The organism is Knoellia sp. AC549 (genome assembly GCF_979258975.1).
In genome coordinates, this window is the sequence record NZ_OZ409890.1 from 2,242,045 (window position 1) to 2,257,613 (window position 15,569).

Sequence of the window (15,569 nt, forward strand, 5' to 3'; positions counted from 1 at the left end):
GGGTGCTCGAGAGTGGAGCAGTCGTGGTGCCCTGGTGCGTCAGAGACCGGCGACCCGGCTGTCCGGGGCGTCGAGTCCGGGGTTGGCCTGGAAGTACGCGACGAGGTTCGCCAGGTCCTCCGGTCCGCCCGTGCGGTTGGTCCCGCCACTGAATGCGCTGAACAGGTCGCCACCGTCGGCGAGGAAGCTCAGCGTGCCGACGCGATAGGTCTGCGTCGGGCTGATGGCAGTGCCGTTCAACGCCATCGAGCCGGCGACGACTCGTGAACCCTGCGGCTGCGAGGCATCCCAGGCATAGGTGAAGCCCTCGGACACACCCAGCGCCAGCATCGGTCGCGACCCGCGGGCGGCCACCGGCTGGTACTGCTGCTCGAGGACCTGACGGATCTGGTCACCGGTCAGGGTCAGGCTGACGAGCAGGTTGTTGAACGGTGCGACGTCGAACGCCTCGGCGTAGGTGATCTCACCGGCGCGCTCGGTGTACTTCGGTGCCATCGGCAGGTCCTCGCGGACGCCACCGACGTTCATGAAGGCGATCTGTGCGCCACCCTCGTCGGCACCGTCGGTGCCTGCGAGGATCGCGTCGGCCACGACGTCGGCCATCGGGGTCTCGATGCCCCGGTTGCCGCTCGAGTCGCCGAGGATGTCCTCGGTGTGGGTGCCGACGACCTGCGCCTTGAGCGGGCCGGCGAGGGTGTTCCACTTGCTGATGATGCTCGTGATCGCCGGGTCCTTCGGGGTCGTCCGGGCGACGAGGCGGTTGACCGCGGTCGAGGCCTCACGCATGACCTCACCACTCTTGGTGTTGACGACGAGGTTGCTCTCGGTGACGACGCGCCCGTAGTCGGCCGCGCTGGTCACGAGCCGAGGAGCTCCGCCGGGTCCGGCAGCGAGCAGACATAGCCGGCGTGCGTGTGACCGGTGATGATCTGGTCGACGTCGGCGGTGACCTGGGCCGCGATCTGCGCGATCGGAGCCGAGATGCCGGTGCAGCCGTTGATCGTCCCGGTCTGGTAGCCACCCTCGTGGATGAGGACGACGATGGACTTGACGCCCTGCTTCTTGAGCGCTGCGGCCTGGCCGTTGGCGGTCTGGACCTCGTCGAGGAAGTCGACCGAGGAGACACCCGCCGGGCTGACGAGGGTCGGCGTGGCCTTGAGCGTCATGCCGATGAAGCCGACCTTGACCCCGCCCACGGTCTTGACAGAGGTTCCGGGCAGGAGGGTCTGACCGGTGTCCTTGCGGACGACGTTGGCCGAGAGCCACTGGAAGTCCGCACCGGCATACGGCTGGGACGGGAAGTAGCAGCCGTCGGTCGGGTGGCAGCCGCCGTTCTGCATGCGGAGCAGCTCGTCGGTGCCCTCGTCGAACTCGTGGTTGCCGACCGAGCTGACGTCGAGGCCCATCTGGTTGAGCGACTCGACCGAGGGCTCGTCGTGGAACATGCCGGAGAGGAACGGCGACCCACCGATGAGGTCACCGGCGGCAACAGTGAGGCTGGAAGCGTCGCCGACCTTGGCGCGCAGCTGGCTCAGGGTGCTCGACAGGTGCTCGGCGCCACCGACCTCGGTCTGGCTCGGATCCTGTGCGAGCGACAGCTTCGGGTCGGTCGCCTCGAGGTGACCGTGGTAGTCGTTGAACGAGAGCAGCTGCACGCTGGTGAGGTTGGGGTTGCCCTTGACCGTGGGTGAGGGCTTGCCCTGCGGTGCGCCCGTTGCGGGTGCGGTCGCGAGGGCGGCTGCGCAGGTCGCCGCCACGAAGGCGGCGCCGACTCGGCGCGGGGTGAGGAACGTCATGCCAACTCCTGTTTGTGGCCCATCGGCCGGGTGCTTCCAGGGGAGTCATCGGCGGCTACCGACGACCTCGGCCATCGTGCCTCACCGCACTGACGTCAGTCTCTAGATCTGCAGAACTATTTTTGAGGTTGCCTGGTGCTCTCCTGCCGGTCCGGTTCCGTCGGTGCCCCGACCTACGATGACGCGTATGCCGTCGCGTCGCCGTGTCCCCGTCGCCGACGGGCGCGCTGCGCTCACCGCCTGGACCCTCGCCGAGCGCTCCGGGGAGTCCGTGGACCGCCCGACGACGGCGCTCGCCGTGCGGTTCACCCTCGAGGAGCTGGGGGTGCGTGCACCTGGCCGCAGCGTCGAGGTGCGCGTGCCACCGTTCGGCGTCGTCCAGTGCATCGAGGGGCTCCAGCACCGGCGCGGCACCCCACCCAACGTCATCGAGACCGACGCGACGACGTGGCTCGCCCTGGCCGTCGGTCACGAGACGCCGAGCGAGGCGGCTGGTGAGGGACGCCTGCGGGTCAGCGGCACTCGAAGCGACCTCACGGCATACCTGCCGCTCTTCCCCGACACCGAAACGAGCTGATCCGACGTGCGACACGGAATCTCGATCCTGCCCGACCTCCCCTGGCGCGAGGCCGGCCCGCGCTGGCGCGCCGTCGAGGAGATGGGGTTCGCGCACGCCTGGGTCTATGACCACCTCGTCTGGGGCGGGCTGCCCGACAGCGCTTGGTTCCCGGCGGTGCCGACGCTCGCCGCCGCGGCAGGGGTGACCGAGACGATCGGGCTCGGCACCTTCGTCACCTCACCGAACTTCCGCCATCCCTATGTCTTCGCTCGCGACGTCCTGGCCCTCGATGACCTGTCGGGTGGACGCTTCCTCTGCGGGCTCGGCACCGGGGGCGACCTCGACTCGGCCGTTCTGGGCGAGGTGCATCCACTCAAGGCGCGCGTCGACCGCTTCCACGAGTACGTGCCGCTGCTCGACCGGTTGCTCCGCGAGGACCACGTCGACCACGACGGAGACTGGTATGCCGTGCGGGACGCCCGCACGCTGCCGGGTCCCGTCCGCGACCGCGTGCCGTTCGTCGTCGCCGCCAACGGGCCGCGCTCGCTGCGGGTGGCCGCGGCGCACGGGCAGGGATGGGTGACGACGGGGGCCAAGACGGACACGCTCGAGGAGTGGTGGGCGGTGGTGGCCGGCCTGGCGGAGAAGTTCACCGCCATCGCCGGATCGGAGGGTCTCGACCGCTATCTCCTCCTCGACTCGTCGCCGCAGTTCTCGCTCGAGTCCGTCGGCGTCTACGAGGACATGACGGGGCGCGCCGCCGAGCTCGGCTTCACCGACACCATCACCCACTGGCCGCGACCCGAGTCCCCGTATGCCGGGTCGCTCGCAACGCTCGAAGCCGTCGCCTCCGATGTCGTCGGCCCGGCCGGCGGCAAGTAGCGTGGAGGTCGTGAGCAGCCAGGTCCGTCGCCCCAACCACATCCGCGCCCTCGTCATCGGAGCGCTGGTGGGGTTCGCGCTGGGTGGGGCCCTCGGCGTCTATCGCGGTTTCGAGCCGTCGGCGCGCGTGGCGGCAGGCGAGTACTCCACGTCGACCGCCGTCGGCTATCTGGGTCTGCTCGGAGCCCTGGTCGTGGGTCTCCTCGCTGCCGGCGTCTCGGTGCTGGTCGAGACCCTGTCGGAGCGCCGGAACCGCTGACACCGAGTGGACGTGCGCAGTAGCGTTCCGCTGTGGAGTACACCCAGGAGATCGTCGTGAACGTCTCTCGCGGCCGGTTCGTCGAGCTCTTCGACGACCCCGCCAACCTTGCCAAGTGGCAGGAGGGGCTGATCTCGTTCGAGCCCCTGAGTGGCGAGCCCGGTCATCCCGGGGCCACGTCCCGGCTGACCTTCAAGCGCGGCCGCGGCACGATGGAGATGATCGAGACCGTCACCCGTCGTGAGCTGCCCGACCTCTTCGAGGGCATCTACGACGCCAAGGGCGTGCACAACGTCTCTCGTCACGAGTTCCACGAGGACGGACCTGAGGCCACCCGATGGGTTTCCCGCAACGTCTTCGAGTTCACCGGCGCGATGAAGGTCGTCGGGGTGCTCTTCGGCCGGTCCTTCCCGAAGGCGAGCCACAAGTACCTGGTGGCGTTCAAGGACTTCGCCGAGTCGCAGCCGAAGTCATGAGCTTCCGCGCGCGGTGGGCACTGGGCGCCGTCCTCATCGTCCTTGGCACGATCTGGACCCTTCAGGGCCTAGGGATCGTCGGTGGCAGCGCCATGTCCGGTGTGACGTTGTGGGCGGTCGTCGGACCACTCGTGGTCGTCGCTGGGCTGACCCTGGCACTGAGCGGGCGTCGCCGCACGTGACGTCTCGCTCACCCGGCACAGCCGGGCGGGAGCAAGGTCAGGCGAAGGAGAAGAGGGCCACCGGGTCGCTCGTCGGTTTTTCTGACCCGCTGGCGGGCTCGAGTGTGATCCCGGCACCCGTCGCCACGGTCGCGTCTCCCTGCATCCCGATCGTCACGGCCCCGCTGTCCTTGATGAGGCCGGCGCTGACCATGCCCCGGCCAGGCACGTCGAACCACAGCTGGTAGGCCTTGCCGAACGGCGCCTCGGGCATCGAGTCGGCGACGAAGACGGCCTTCTTGTGCGAGGGGCTGCGGACGATGGTGATCTTCGAGCCGTTCATCGGTTGCTCGACGCGCTGGGCGTCGTCGGCGCGCAGCACCTGTTCGGTCGCGGTCAGCTGCTGCGAGCTGTCCTCCCAGGGCTGCCAGACGGCTCCACCCACGGCGAAGACGGCGGCGGCAGCTGCGGCGGCGAGCCAGGGCTGGACCCGGAACCGGCGGCGGGCGGCGAGCTCGTCGACCGGCGCGGCGGTCGACGACGTCGGCCGGCTCTCAGGGGTCGCCGCGGCGGGCCCGACGGACGATGAGGTCTGAGCCTGGGGGGCCGAGGCGATCGGCGAGAGCTGGCGGGTCTGCGAGATCGCCGCCAGGACCGAGGCGCGCATGGGAGGGGGCGGAGGCAGCTCGACGTCCACGGCCAGGGCTGCGGCGGCGGCCTGCAGCTCGGTCACCTCGGCGCGGCAGTCCTCGCACAGGTCCAGGTGGACCTCGAAGGAGCGGCGCTCCTCGTCAGTTACGGCATTGACGGCATACGCACCTGCCAGTGCGTGGGTGTCTGGGTTCATGCCGTCACCTCCAATGTGTCTCTAAGTCTGATGAGTCCGTCGCGGATCCGGGTCTTGGCCGTCCCGAGCGGAATGCCCAGGAGTGCTGCCACCTCGGTGTGCGTGTGTCCGCCGAGGTAGGCCAGCTCGACCGCGCCCCGCTGGGTCTCGGTCAGGGTGGCCAGCGCGCGACGCACGCGTTGCTGGTCGAGCCGTACTTCGACCTCTTCGAGCGTCGAGTCGTGCTCTCGTTCAGTTGTGTTCATCTCGTACGTCACTTCTCGTGCCTTGCTGGCCTCGGCCGAGCGAACCCGGTCCACGGCCTTGCGGTGCGCGATGGTGAGCATCCACGAGAGGGGCGAACCTCGAGACGGGTCGAAGCGGGTGCAGTGCCGCCAGATGTCGAGGAAGGCCTCTTGGGTGACTTCTTCGCTCTGTGCCCGGTCGCGGACGACTCGGACGACGAGGCCGTGGATCCTGGCCGCGGTGGCGTCGTAGAGCTGGGCGAAGGCTGACTCGTCACCGCGAGCGGATCGGGTCAGCAGTGCTCCGAGATCCGGTCCCATGGCAGCAGCCGGTGCGGACGTGTCCCCTGATCCGACTGCTGCCATGATGACCATGATTGCCTACTTCGCTTCGTGCGTACTCATCGAGCCCGTGTTGCCGTCGATCACATGGCCGGGAGCAGGACCTTGTCGACGATGTAGACCGTGGCGTTCGCGGTCTGGACGTTGCCACAGATGACGCTGGCGTCGCCGACCTTGAAGTCCTCGCCGCTGCCGGTGACGGTGATCGTCCCGCCACCGAGCGTCTTCTGCTCGCCGGCGATCATGTCGGGGCCGATCTTGCCGGCGATGACGTGGTTGGTGAGCACCTTGGTGAGCAGACCCTTGGGGTCGGCCATCGCGGCGTCCATCGTCGCCTTGGGCAGGGCAGCGAACGCGCTGTCGATCGGCGCGAACACGGTGAGGGCCTTCTCGCCGTTGAGGGTGTCAACGAGGCCGGCCTCGCCGACTGCGGTGACGAGGGTCTTGAGGAGCGGGTTGGCGCTCGCAGCGGTGGCCACCGGGGCGGTGGACATGCCGTCGAACGAACCGGCGCCCGAGGCCGGGACCTTGGCGCAGCCAGGACCGAACGGCTTGCCAGCCATGGCGTCGGTGGAAGCCGACTCCGAGGGGGTCTCAGAGGGGGTCTCCGAGGGGGTGGACTCGGACGTGGTCGACGAGGACGCCGCGGCGTCCGGCTCGTCGGAGCTGCCACAGGCCGCGAGCCCGAGGGGCAGGGTCAGGGCGAGAGCGATAGCGGCGGTGCGGGTAGTGAGCTTCATGGTGGTCTCCTAAGTGCGGGTTGGCGTACACCTCTTATTCGCCGCCACCTGTTGACCGGATTGGTTGCGAGACAGCCTTTCTCGGATCTCTACTGCTGGGTATGCCGTACGCCCGCCTTCCGCTCCCACCTCGCCCCAGCAGTGCTCCCCAGGACAGACAGCGAAGGGTCCGGAGGGAGAATCTCCCTCCGGACCCTTCAGCTCCCCTCATGGGGAGCAAAGTCGTGACAGCTACTCGACGTTGACGGGGATGGAGTGCCAGCCCGTGGCTCCACGGGGGAAGGGTGAGGCCCTCTTCTCGACCTGGACGGCTCCGGTGAGGTCGGTGGCGCGCACGGTGATGTCGTGGAGCCCGGCGGGCGCGTCCCACTCGAGGAACCACTGCCGCCAGTAGTCGATGTTGGCGTCCGGGCCGAGGGTGGCCTTCTGCCACGGTCCCTCGTCGATGCGGATCTCGACCTTCTCGATGCCGCGACCCTGGGCCCAGGCGACCCCACCGATGACGGTCTTGCCGGCCTTGAGCTGAGCCAGGCCGCGGGGGGTGTCGATGCGTGACTGGGTGATCACCCGTCCGTCGATGGCCCAGTCGCGCTCGGTCCAGTAGGCCTTCTTGGCGGCATACGTCGTGGCCGTGAGGCTCTCGAGCCACTTGGTCGAGCCGACGAAGCCGAAGAGTCCGGGCGTGACGAGCCGCACGGGGTAGCCGTGGCGGCGAGGGAGCGCCTCGCCGTTCATGCCGATCGCGAGAAGTGCGTCGCGGTCGTCGGTCAGCGCCTGGACCGGCGTGGAGATGGTCATGCCGTCGACCGAGGTGCTGAGGATCTGGTCGACACCGGAGCGCACTCCGGCCTTCTCGAGCAGCTCGCGCACGGGCACGCCGAGCCAGCGGGCGCCGCCGATGTAGCCACCGCCGACCTCGTTGCTGACGCAGCACATCGTGATGTCCTTCTCGATGAGCGGCATGGCGCTGAGCTCGGCATAGGTGAGGGTGAAGGGGTTGTCGACGTCGCCGTCGATCCTCAGCTTCCAGGAGTCGGGGTCGACGCGAGGGATGACGAGGGCGGTGTCGATGCGATAGAAGTCCTTGTTGGCGGTGCGCCACTTCGTCAGGCCGGGCACCTTGCCCTCGATGCCGGCGGGCAGCGGCGCGAGCGGCTCGGTGGCACCGGGCAGCGCGATCGTCGACGGCGCGATCGCGTCGCTCGTGAGCTCTGCCCCAGACCGCCGACGGCGGCCGCTCCCACGGTCGCGCCACCGGCTCCGAGGAGGAAGGCGCGGCGCCCTGCGGGGCTCGGCTCGCCGGTCGCCCGGGCGTTGTGGTCGGTCGGGCTCTCGACGGCGCGACGGTCAACGGCCCCATTCTCGGTGGCTTCGGCGTCCCCGGCGCGAGGAAGGAGTCGCAGCAGGGCGCCGAGCACGAGCACGCCGACGAGGCCGGTGACCAGTCCGGGGATGACGTCGGTCTGCCCGGCGGTGGGTCGCAGCACGGCAGCGGCGGCGGCGAGCGCGGCGAGGACCACGATCATGAGTCGGCCGACGGTGGGGTGGCGACGGGACACGAGCCCCGCCACGGCGGCAAAGATCAGGGTGACGACGGCGACGCTGCCGATGAGGATCGGCTTGTCCGCGGTGCCCATCGTCCGGACGGCCCACTCCTTGACCGGTGTGGGCGTGGCGTCGATGACCTGTGAGCCCACGGCGAGCACGGGTGAGGACTCGGGCGCCACGAAGGCAGCTACGAGATGGCCGGCGGCGGCGCCGGAAGCGGCTGCGAGGAGCCCGCTCACGGCATACGGCCATCGTGCCGGGGTGGTGCGAGCGGTGGTGTCCATGGCAAGCCATTCGGAGCGGGGGCAGGAGGTGGATGGGTCGCGCAGGCCCACACCTCGCCGTGTCGGCGTCCCGAGAACTCGTGGGACACTGGGAGTGTGGCACGCGGAGACGGACGACTGACCCACGACCTGATGCCCGGCGAGAAGGGGCCGCAGGACGCCTGCGGTGTCTTCGGAGTGTGGGCCCCCGGCGAGGAGGTCGCCAAGCTGACCTACTACGGCCTCTACGCGTTGCAGCACCGGGGCCAGGAGTCCGCCGGCATCGCGACGAGCAACGGCCGACGCCTGCTCGTCTACAAGGACATGGGACTGGTCTCCCAGGTCTTCGACGAGCGCTCCTTGGGCTCGCTGACCGGCCACCTCGCCATCGGCCACTGCCGCTACTCGACGACGGGTGCCTCCACCTGGGAGAACGCCCAGCCCACCCTCGGGGGCCACGACGGCGGCACCCTCGCCCTGGCGCACAACGGCAACCTCATCAACTCGGCCGAGCTGCGTGACCTCGTCGACGAGGCGTCGGGCACGAGCCGCCACCGTGGTGAGATCGGCCGGGGCAACACCACCGACACCGCCCTCGTCACCGCGCTGCTCACCGCCGACCCCGACCGCACCGTCGAGGCCGCGGCCCTCGACGTGCTCCCCAGGCTGCGCGGCGCCTTCTGCTTCGTCTTCATGAACGAGCACACCCTGTATGCCGCCCGCGACCCCCAAGGGATCCGTCCCCTGGTGCTCGGTCGCCTTGAGCGCGGCTGGGTCGTCGCGTCCGAGACCGCCGCGCTCGACATCGTCGGTGCGTCCTTCATCCGCGAGGTCGAGCCGGGCGAGCTGATCGCCATCGACGAGGACGGGCTGCGCTCGCAGCGCTTCGCCGAGACCGACCGCAAGGGCTGTGTCTTCGAGTACGTCTACCTCGCCCGCCCCGACACGACGATCAACGGCCAAGTGGTGCACGAGGCCCGGGTCGAGATGGGCCGCGCCCTGGCCCGCGAGCACCCGGTCGAGGCCGACCTCGTCATGCCGACGCCCGAGTCGGGCACCCCGGCGGCGATCGGCTATGCCCAGGAGTCAGGCATCCCCTATGGCCAGGGGCTGGTCAAGAACGCCTACGTCGGCCGCACGTTCATCGCGCCCTCTCAGACGATCCGACAGCTCGGCATCCGGCTCAAGCTCAACCCGCTCAAGGACGTCATCAAGGGCAAGCGCCTCATCGTCGTCGACGACTCGATCGTGCGGGGCAACACCCAGCGCGCACTGGTGCGGATGCTGCGCGAGGCGGGTGCAGCCGAGGTGCACGTGCGCATCTCGTCACCGCCGGTGCGCTGGCCCTGCTTCTACGGCATCGACTTCGCCACCCGGGCAGAGCTCATCGCCACCGGCATCGGTGTCGAGGAGGTCTGCAACTCCATCGGCGCCGACTCGCTCGGCTACATCTCCGAGGACGGGATGATCGCCGCGACCAACCAGGAGCGCGAGCGGCTCTGCACGGCCTGCTTCACCGGTGTCTACCCGCTGGAGCTCCCGTCGTCGGACCGCCTCGGCAAGGGTCTGCTCGAGCTCGAGTTCCCCGTGGACGAGGCCGGCACCGACCCCACCGATACCGGCACGCTCGACGTCGAGCGGGTCTCGGTGACGGCCTCGGGCGGTGCGGCCGAGGCCGTCCGCCGCCCGTGACCTCGCGACCTCTAGGCTGACCGGCGTGAGCGACCAGGGCGAACAGATCACCTATGCCGCGGCAGGAGTCGACGTCGAGGCCGGTGACAAGGCCGTCGAGCTGATGAAGGCCGACGTCCGTCGCGCGACCCGGCCCGAGGTGCTCGGCGGGCTCGGTGGTTTCGCGGGGATGTTCGACGCCTCTGCGATCGCCCGCATGGACCGCCCGGTCCTCGCGACAAGCACGGACGGTGTCGGCACCAAGGTCGCGATCGCCCAAGCCCTCGACATCCACGACACCATCGGGTTCGACCTCGTCGGGATGGTCGTCGACGACATCGTCGTGTGCGGCGCGGAGCCGCTCTTCATGACCGACTACATCGCGACCGGCAAGGTCGTCCCGGAGCGCATCGCCGCCATCGTCGGCGGCATAGCCCGGGCCTGCGAGCAGGCCGGTGTGGCTCTCGTCGGTGGCGAGACCGCCGAGCACCCCGGCCTCCTCGAGCCGCACGAGTACGACGTCGCCGGCGCCGCGACCGGAGTCGTGGAGTATGCCGCTGTGCTCGGCCCCCAGCGCGTTTGCACCGGTGACGTGGTGCTGGGGCTGGCCAGCTCGGGCCTGCACTCCAACGGCTACTCGCTCGTGCGCAAGGTGATCGAGCACGCCGGATGGGCACTCGACCGGCACGTGGCCGAGTTCGGTCGCACCCTGGGTGAGGAGCTGCTCGAGCCGACCCGCGTCTACTCCCGCGACCTGCTCGACCTCATCGGCACCGATGGCCTCGACATCCATGCCCTCTCGCACGTCACGGGCGGCGGTCTCGCTGCGAACCTCGCGCGGGTCCTGCCCGACGACGTGTTCGCGCGTGTCGACCGCAGCACGTGGACTCCGCCGGCCGTCTTCTCGACCGTCCAGCGGCTTGGTCAGGTGCCGCAGGCCGACGTCGAGCGCACCCTCAACATGGGCGTCGGGTTCGTCGCGATGCTCCCGGCCGAACAGGCCGAGCTGGCCGTGTCCACCCTGGCCCGGAGCGGCATCGCGGCGTGGACGATGGGTGAGGTGACAGCACTCGAGGGCGCGCCCATCGAGGACGGCGTCGAGGTCATCAGGGGAGCCAAGGGCGTCGACGGCGGCTCGGTGCAGGTCGTCGGCTCGCACCCCAGGGCCTGACCCACCGCAACCGTCCCGCCACCACCGCCGCCGTGTGCCTCCTCCCGATGTGCGTTTCTCACCCAATTCCCCCGATACTCACCATCCTGCGCGTGTGGGATTCGGGGGAATTGGGTGAGAAACCAACGGGGCTCAGAGGACGATGATCTGGGGAGCGAACAGCTCCATGGCGCGCAGCGCCTGCTCGTGCGCGGCGATCCCGGATCCCGCGCAGGCGTCGGCCACGACCCGCACCTTCGCCCCCGCGTCGCCCGCCGGGATGGCGGTCGCGATGACGCAGCAGTCGGTGGCGACCCCCGCGAGGGCGATGCGAGGCTGGTCGCCCACGACCGACCGCAGCCCCGGACCCCACTTGCCGAAGGTCCCCTCGGTGACCACATGGTCGGCGAGAGGCGCGAGTTCCGGCACGACGGCATACAGGGGGTCCTCGTCGGGGACGAGTGCGAACTGCCAGTCGTCGTAGTAGTCGGCCCACGAGCCGCCGAGTCCGGGGTCGGCGACGAAGCGGGTCACGACGACCCTGCCGGCGTATGCCGTGGTGAGACGGGCGATGCGCGGCATCGCCTCCGCCCACATCGGTGATCCCCACGGGCTGGACTCCGGGTCGGCGAAGACCAGCTGCGGGTCGATGATGACGAGCCACTCGTCGTCGAGAGGCTCCACGGCATCGATGGGCGTCCGGGTCACGCCCCGCTCTCCTGACGCCGCACCGTGCCACGCCGGGCGACATAGGTGATGGCGAACGAGAGGAGGAACGCGAGCAGGACACCGAGGTTGGCGTAGGCGAAGGTGCCCTCCCAGTAGGACCCGGCCGGGTCCTCGACGAACGTCCCCAGGCCGAGCGGGTCGAGCAGGAAGCCCTGCCAGTTGTTCCATGCCGCGTCGTCGGCGTAGCTGTTGACGACGAGGCCCCAGCCGAGCACCGAGGCCCCGACCATCGTCCCGATCGACACCCAGTCGAAGGCTCCATAGCGCCCGGTCGAGTCGAAGAGGGCGTCGTCGTCGTAGTCGCGCCTGCGCAGCGCGATGTCGGCGATCATGATGCCCGCCCACGAGGCGAGCGGGACGCCGAGGGTGATGAGGAAGGACTGGAACGGTCCGAGGAAGTCCTCTGCGACGAAGACGACGAAGAACGTGCCGACGGTGAGGATGATGCCGTCGACGAGAGCCGCCACGGGGCGAGGGATCCGCACTCCCAGCGAGAGCAGGGTGAGACCGGACGAGTAGATGCCGAGGACCGCTCCGGATACGAGCGACAGGACGGCCGCGAGGAGGAAGGGCACGAGCACCCAGGTCGGGAGCAGCGTGGCCAGGGTGCCGATCGGGTCGGCACCGATCCCCTCGAGCACGGCGGGGTCGGACCCGGCGAGGGCCAGCCCGAAGGTCACGAGCAGGACGGGGGCCAGGGCGCCACCGAAGGTGTTCCAGCCGACGATCGCGGTGCCACTCGCATCACGGTGCTGGTATCGCGACCAGTCGGCGGCGATGTTGATCCAGCCGAGGCCGAAGCCGGTCATGACCATGACGAAGGCGCCGATCGTGGCGCCGATGCCCCCGGACGGCATGGCGGACACGGCCGACCAGTCGACGTCGCCCACGGTCATGACGATGTAGAGGAGGGTGATGGCGCCGGTGACCCACGTGAGGACCGACTGCATCCGCATGATGACGTGGTAGCCGGCCACCGCGGCAGCGACGATCAGGGCGGCGACGACGACGGAGGCGACGACCTTGGTGGCAGTTCCGCCACCCCACCCCAGCCGCTCGAAGATCGTCGAGGTCGCGAGCACGGCGAGGATGGCCAGTGCGGTCTCCCAGCCGATCGAGACCAGCCAGGAGATGACACCCGGCACTTTCTGCCCCTTGACGCCGAACGCGGCACGCGAGAGGACCATCGTCGGCGCCGAGCCACGCTTGCCGGCGATGGCGATGACCCCGCACAGAGCGAACGAGACCACGATGCCGACGACCGTCACGACGGCGGCCTGCCAGAAGGAGATGCCGAAGCCGAGGACGAAGGCCGCGTAGGAGATCCCGAACACCGACACGTTGGCCGCGAACCAGGGCCAGAAGAGGTCTCGGGGTGCGGCGGTGCGTTCCGCCTCGTCGATGATCTCGATGCCGGTGGTCTCGACGCCGAGACGCTGGGCATCCTCGGCAGTGCGCACGTCAGTCATGCCCAGAGCATCTCAGACCTCAGGCAGCGGATCGCACGAGTCGCACGAGGACAGGCAAAAGAGGATCGAGCGGACCGTCAGACGTCAACGACGTCCGCTGGCCCACTTGTCGTAGTCGTCGTCCTCGTCGCCGTCGGACTCGGCGACCCGAGTCGAGGGCAGCGTCGAGGAGCTGCCGTGGAGTTCGCGCTCAAGCGAACTCAGGTCGGTGTCGGGGCTGTAGTACTTCAGCTCCCGTGCCACCTTGGTCTGCTTGGCTTTTGCTCGGCCGCGCCCCATGGCGAGACCCCCTTGTGCGTCTGCCGGGCGACATACCCGAAGGGACGGCCCCGAGGGGTCATCCCAAGTCGAGCTGTGGTCCCGGGAATCGTGTGTTTGTCGTGGGGTCAACGCTACAGCAGGCCGAGGTGATTCCGCTCCAGGGGTCGACTCTTGGGACGGTGTCGCCCGACACGTCGGGCAGCCGGTCAGCGGTGGGGCAGCCAGATGGTCGACAACCCGGCCCGCATGCGCTCCTCGGCGATGTGGTCGGCCGCCGCCGCAGAGGTCTCGCCACGCTCGTCGGCCGTGCGCAGGACCTCCAGGGTGTGCTCGAAGATCGCGGTCGCGCCGAGCTTGGCCCGGTCGAAGTCGAAGCCGCGCAGCTCGTCGCTCACCTGGATCACTCCGCCGGCGTTGACGAGGAAGTCGGGGCAGTAGGTGATGCCACGGGCGACGAGCCGGTCGGCGGTGCCGCCGTCCCCCTCGGTGACGAGCTGGTTGTTGGCGCCACCGCAGACGATGCGGGCCTTCAGGACGTCGACGGTGTCGTCGTCCAGCGCACCCCCGAGGGCGCACGGGGCGTAGACGTCGAGGTCGTCGCGCACGAGGGCGGCGACGTCGCCCAACGTCTCGATCGCGGGGTGGACCGCCTGCAGGGCCGTGACAGCGGCGGCGTTCACGTCGGTCACGACGACCTGCGCTCCGTCCTCGACGAGGTGACCGGCGAGGATGCGTCCCACCTTGCCCACGCCGGCGATGCCGACGCGGCGACCGCGCAGCGTCGGCTCGCCCCAGGTGTGCTGGGCGGCGGCGCGCATGCCCTGGAAGACGCCGTATGCCGTGAGCACCGACGAGTCTCCTGCTCCACCGTTCTCCGGTGAGCGACCCGTGGCGAAACGGGTGGTCTCGGCCACGACGTCCATGTCCTGCACGTAGGTGCCCACGTCACAGGCGGTGACGTAGCGCCCGCCCAGGCTCTCGACGAAGCGGCCGTAGGACCGCAGCAGCTCGGGGGTCTTGAGGGTCGAGGGGTCGCCGATGATCACGGCCTTGCCGCCGCCGTGGGGGATGCCCGCGACCGCGTTCTTGTAGGACATCCCACGAGAGAGGCGCAGGACGTCGGCGAGCGCCTCGTCGTCACTGGCGTAGGGGTAGAACCGGGTGCCACCGAGGGCCGGGCCGAGGGCGGTGTTGTGGATCGCGATGATCGCACGCAGGCCGGACGCGGGGTCGGAGCAGTGGATGACCTGTTCGTGCTCAGCCGGCGAGAGGTTCGACGCAGCGGTCGAACGCGCGGGAGCGGAGGTCGTGGGCGACGCGGTCACGGTGGTGACTCCTTTGTCAGTGCTGGGCCGCGGGATGACGCAGCGTGGGGCATGCGTGGATCTCACGCAGTTCCAAGCCTAGGCCCGCGGACGCGTCACCGGCGTCGACCTCAGCCCTCGGTCCCGGTCGCCTCGTGGGATGCGCCGACCGGCTTGGACTCCGGAGAGCCCCGCTCGCGCAGGTAGATCGAGAGGACGACCATGCTCGCGACCGCGAGGAACTCGGACTGCCAGTTCTGGAACGTCCTGCTCCAGAAGTCCGGCGCGGCGAGATAGTCGCCCCAGCCCAGAGGTGCCTTGAGATCGCGGATCTGGTCTGCGTTGTATGCCGCGTGGCCCGCCACGAACTGAGCCGCCCACGAGCCGATGAAGATCGCGGCCATGACGAGCCCGAGGGAGTGTGAGTAGAGGCCGCGCCGCCAGCCGTCGACCTTCGCCCATGCCGGAGACTCGGGTGTGGCGTACCGCCCGACCTGCTGGTCCTTGTCGCTCTCCCGGCCGACCTTGTCCAGCTCCTTGGACTCCGGGGAACCCTTCTGGACGAACCAGACCGTCAGCACGATGAAGAGGAGGAACTGGAGATACTCCGACTGCCAGTTCTCGGCGAGGTCGACGGCGAAGCTCGAGGACGCGAGGTACTCGCCCATCCCGATCGTCGCGAGACCGTGGTCCCGGGCCTCACCGTTGACCTCTGCGAGTCCCGAGACCGCCTGGCCCACGAGGGCGAGGAGCAGCAGGGTGCCGAAGACGAGGGCCAGCCCGTGGTCACGCAGACGTCTCATCGTCCAGTCACTCCCATGACGAGGCACCACGTGAGCCCGGCGACGATGAACAGCACCCACCCGATGAACGACCAGCGCACGGCCC

19 protein-coding genes are annotated in these 15,569 nt (G+C 69.5%); 7 read left to right on the top strand and 12 right to left on the bottom strand.

Annotated features, from left to right (window positions below; genetic code table 11):
- Positions 1-39 precede the first annotated feature (39 nt).
- Positions 40-861, bottom strand: coding sequence for a bifunctional metallophosphatase/5'-nucleotidase (locus ACZZ98_RS10835; protein ID WP_463516245.1), 822 nt, complete (start codon positions 859-861; stop codon positions 40-42).
- A complete protein-coding gene (locus tag ACZZ98_RS10840) occupies positions 858-1,796 on the bottom strand; it encodes a metallophosphoesterase (protein WP_463516246.1) in 939 nt (312 codons plus the stop codon). The genes ACZZ98_RS10835 and ACZZ98_RS10840 overlap by 4 nt, the downstream gene beginning before the upstream one ends.
- A 187-nt stretch (positions 1,797-1,983) precedes the next feature.
- Here ACZZ98_RS10840 and ACZZ98_RS10845 point away from each other — a divergent pair, with 187 nt between their 5' ends.
- From ACZZ98_RS10845 to ACZZ98_RS10865, 5 genes are read left to right on the top strand one after another with little or no spacing between them, the layout of a single operon-like run.
- Entirely contained in the window at positions 1,984-2,373 is a 390-nt protein-coding gene (locus tag ACZZ98_RS10845) for a sterol carrier family protein (RefSeq protein WP_463516247.1), read from the top strand.
- 6 nt (positions 2,374-2,379) lie between these two features.
- Positions 2,380-3,237 carry an LLM class flavin-dependent oxidoreductase gene (locus ACZZ98_RS10850; RefSeq protein ID WP_463516248.1) on the top strand — a complete coding sequence of 286 codons (858 nt, stop codon included), beginning with the start codon at positions 2,380-2,382 and terminating at the stop codon, positions 3,235-3,237.
- A 10-nt stretch (positions 3,238-3,247) separates the two neighbouring features.
- Positions 3,248-3,496, top strand: coding sequence for a hypothetical protein (locus ACZZ98_RS10855; RefSeq protein WP_463516249.1), 249 nt, complete (start codon positions 3,248-3,250; stop codon positions 3,494-3,496).
- A 32-nt stretch (positions 3,497-3,528) separates the two neighbouring features.
- Positions 3,529-3,972 (top strand): SRPBCC family protein, encoded by a 444-nt coding sequence (locus ACZZ98_RS10860; RefSeq protein ID WP_463516250.1) that lies wholly within the window; start codon positions 3,529-3,531, stop codon positions 3,970-3,972.
- Entirely contained in the window at positions 3,969-4,154 is a 186-nt protein-coding gene (locus ACZZ98_RS10865; protein WP_463516251.1) for a hypothetical protein, read from the top strand. Before ACZZ98_RS10860 ends, ACZZ98_RS10865 begins: the two co-directional genes overlap by 4 nt.
- Before the next feature lie 37 nt (positions 4,155-4,191).
- Here ACZZ98_RS10865 and ACZZ98_RS10870 read toward each other — a convergent pair whose 3' ends face one another.
- From ACZZ98_RS10870 to ACZZ98_RS10890, 5 genes are all read right to left on the bottom strand, one after another.
- Positions 4,192-4,980, bottom strand: coding sequence for an anti-sigma factor (locus ACZZ98_RS10870; protein ID WP_463516252.1), 789 nt, complete (start codon positions 4,978-4,980; stop codon positions 4,192-4,194).
- Positions 4,977-5,579, bottom strand: a complete 603-nt coding sequence (sigK, locus tag ACZZ98_RS10875) for an ECF RNA polymerase sigma factor SigK (RefSeq protein WP_463516253.1) — start codon at positions 5,577-5,579, stop codon at positions 4,977-4,979. Before sigK ends, ACZZ98_RS10870 begins: the two co-directional genes overlap by 4 nt.
- A gap of 50 nt (positions 5,580-5,629) precedes the next feature.
- Positions 5,630-6,286, bottom strand: coding sequence for a fasciclin domain-containing protein (locus tag ACZZ98_RS10880; protein WP_463516254.1), 657 nt, complete (start codon positions 6,284-6,286; stop codon positions 5,630-5,632).
- A gap of 231 nt (positions 6,287-6,517) precedes the next feature.
- Positions 6,518-7,405: a molybdopterin-dependent oxidoreductase gene (locus tag ACZZ98_RS10885; protein ID WP_463516255.1), complete on the bottom strand. Its 888-nt coding sequence runs from the start codon at positions 7,403-7,405 to the stop codon at positions 6,518-6,520.
- Positions 7,393-8,118, bottom strand: coding sequence for a hypothetical protein (locus ACZZ98_RS10890; RefSeq protein ID WP_463516256.1), 726 nt, complete (start codon positions 8,116-8,118; stop codon positions 7,393-7,395). Before ACZZ98_RS10890 ends, ACZZ98_RS10885 begins: the two co-directional genes overlap by 13 nt.
- A gap of 96 nt (positions 8,119-8,214) precedes the next feature.
- Between ACZZ98_RS10890 and purF the strand changes: the two genes are divergently transcribed.
- Positions 8,215-9,789, top strand: coding sequence for an amidophosphoribosyltransferase (purF, locus tag ACZZ98_RS10895; protein WP_463516257.1), 1,575 nt, complete (start codon positions 8,215-8,217; stop codon positions 9,787-9,789).
- 25 nt (positions 9,790-9,814) lie between these two features.
- A complete protein-coding gene (gene purM, locus ACZZ98_RS10900) occupies positions 9,815-10,939 on the top strand; it encodes a phosphoribosylformylglycinamidine cyclo-ligase (RefSeq protein ID WP_463516258.1) in 1,125 nt (374 codons plus the stop codon).
- A 132-nt stretch (positions 10,940-11,071) separates the two neighbouring features.
- On the opposite strand, the gene ACZZ98_RS10905 is transcribed toward purM, so the two are convergent.
- The 5 genes from ACZZ98_RS10905 to ACZZ98_RS10925 form a co-directional block, all read right to left on the bottom strand.
- Positions 11,072-11,626 carry a cysteine hydrolase family protein gene (locus ACZZ98_RS10905; RefSeq protein ID WP_463516259.1) on the bottom strand — a complete coding sequence of 185 codons (555 nt, stop codon included), beginning with the start codon at positions 11,624-11,626 and terminating at the stop codon, positions 11,072-11,074.
- Positions 11,623-13,116 (bottom strand): purine-cytosine permease family protein, encoded by a 1,494-nt coding sequence (locus ACZZ98_RS10910; RefSeq protein WP_463516260.1) that lies wholly within the window; start codon positions 13,114-13,116, stop codon positions 11,623-11,625. Before ACZZ98_RS10910 ends, ACZZ98_RS10905 begins: the two co-directional genes overlap by 4 nt.
- 84 nt (positions 13,117-13,200) lie before the next feature.
- Complete coding sequence (locus tag ACZZ98_RS10915) at positions 13,201-13,395, bottom strand: DUF3073 domain-containing protein (protein ID WP_463516261.1); 195 nt, start codon at positions 13,393-13,395, stop codon at positions 13,201-13,203.
- A gap of 188 nt (positions 13,396-13,583) precedes the next feature.
- Positions 13,584-14,702 carry a Glu/Leu/Phe/Val family dehydrogenase gene (locus ACZZ98_RS10920; protein WP_463516262.1) on the bottom strand — a complete coding sequence of 373 codons (1,119 nt, stop codon included), beginning with the start codon at positions 14,700-14,702 and terminating at the stop codon, positions 13,584-13,586.
- A gap of 110 nt (positions 14,703-14,812) precedes the next feature.
- A complete protein-coding gene (locus ACZZ98_RS10925; RefSeq protein WP_463516263.1) occupies positions 14,813-15,484 on the bottom strand; it encodes a DUF6766 family protein in 672 nt (223 codons plus the stop codon).
- Between the last annotated feature and the right edge of the window lie 85 nt (positions 15,485-15,569).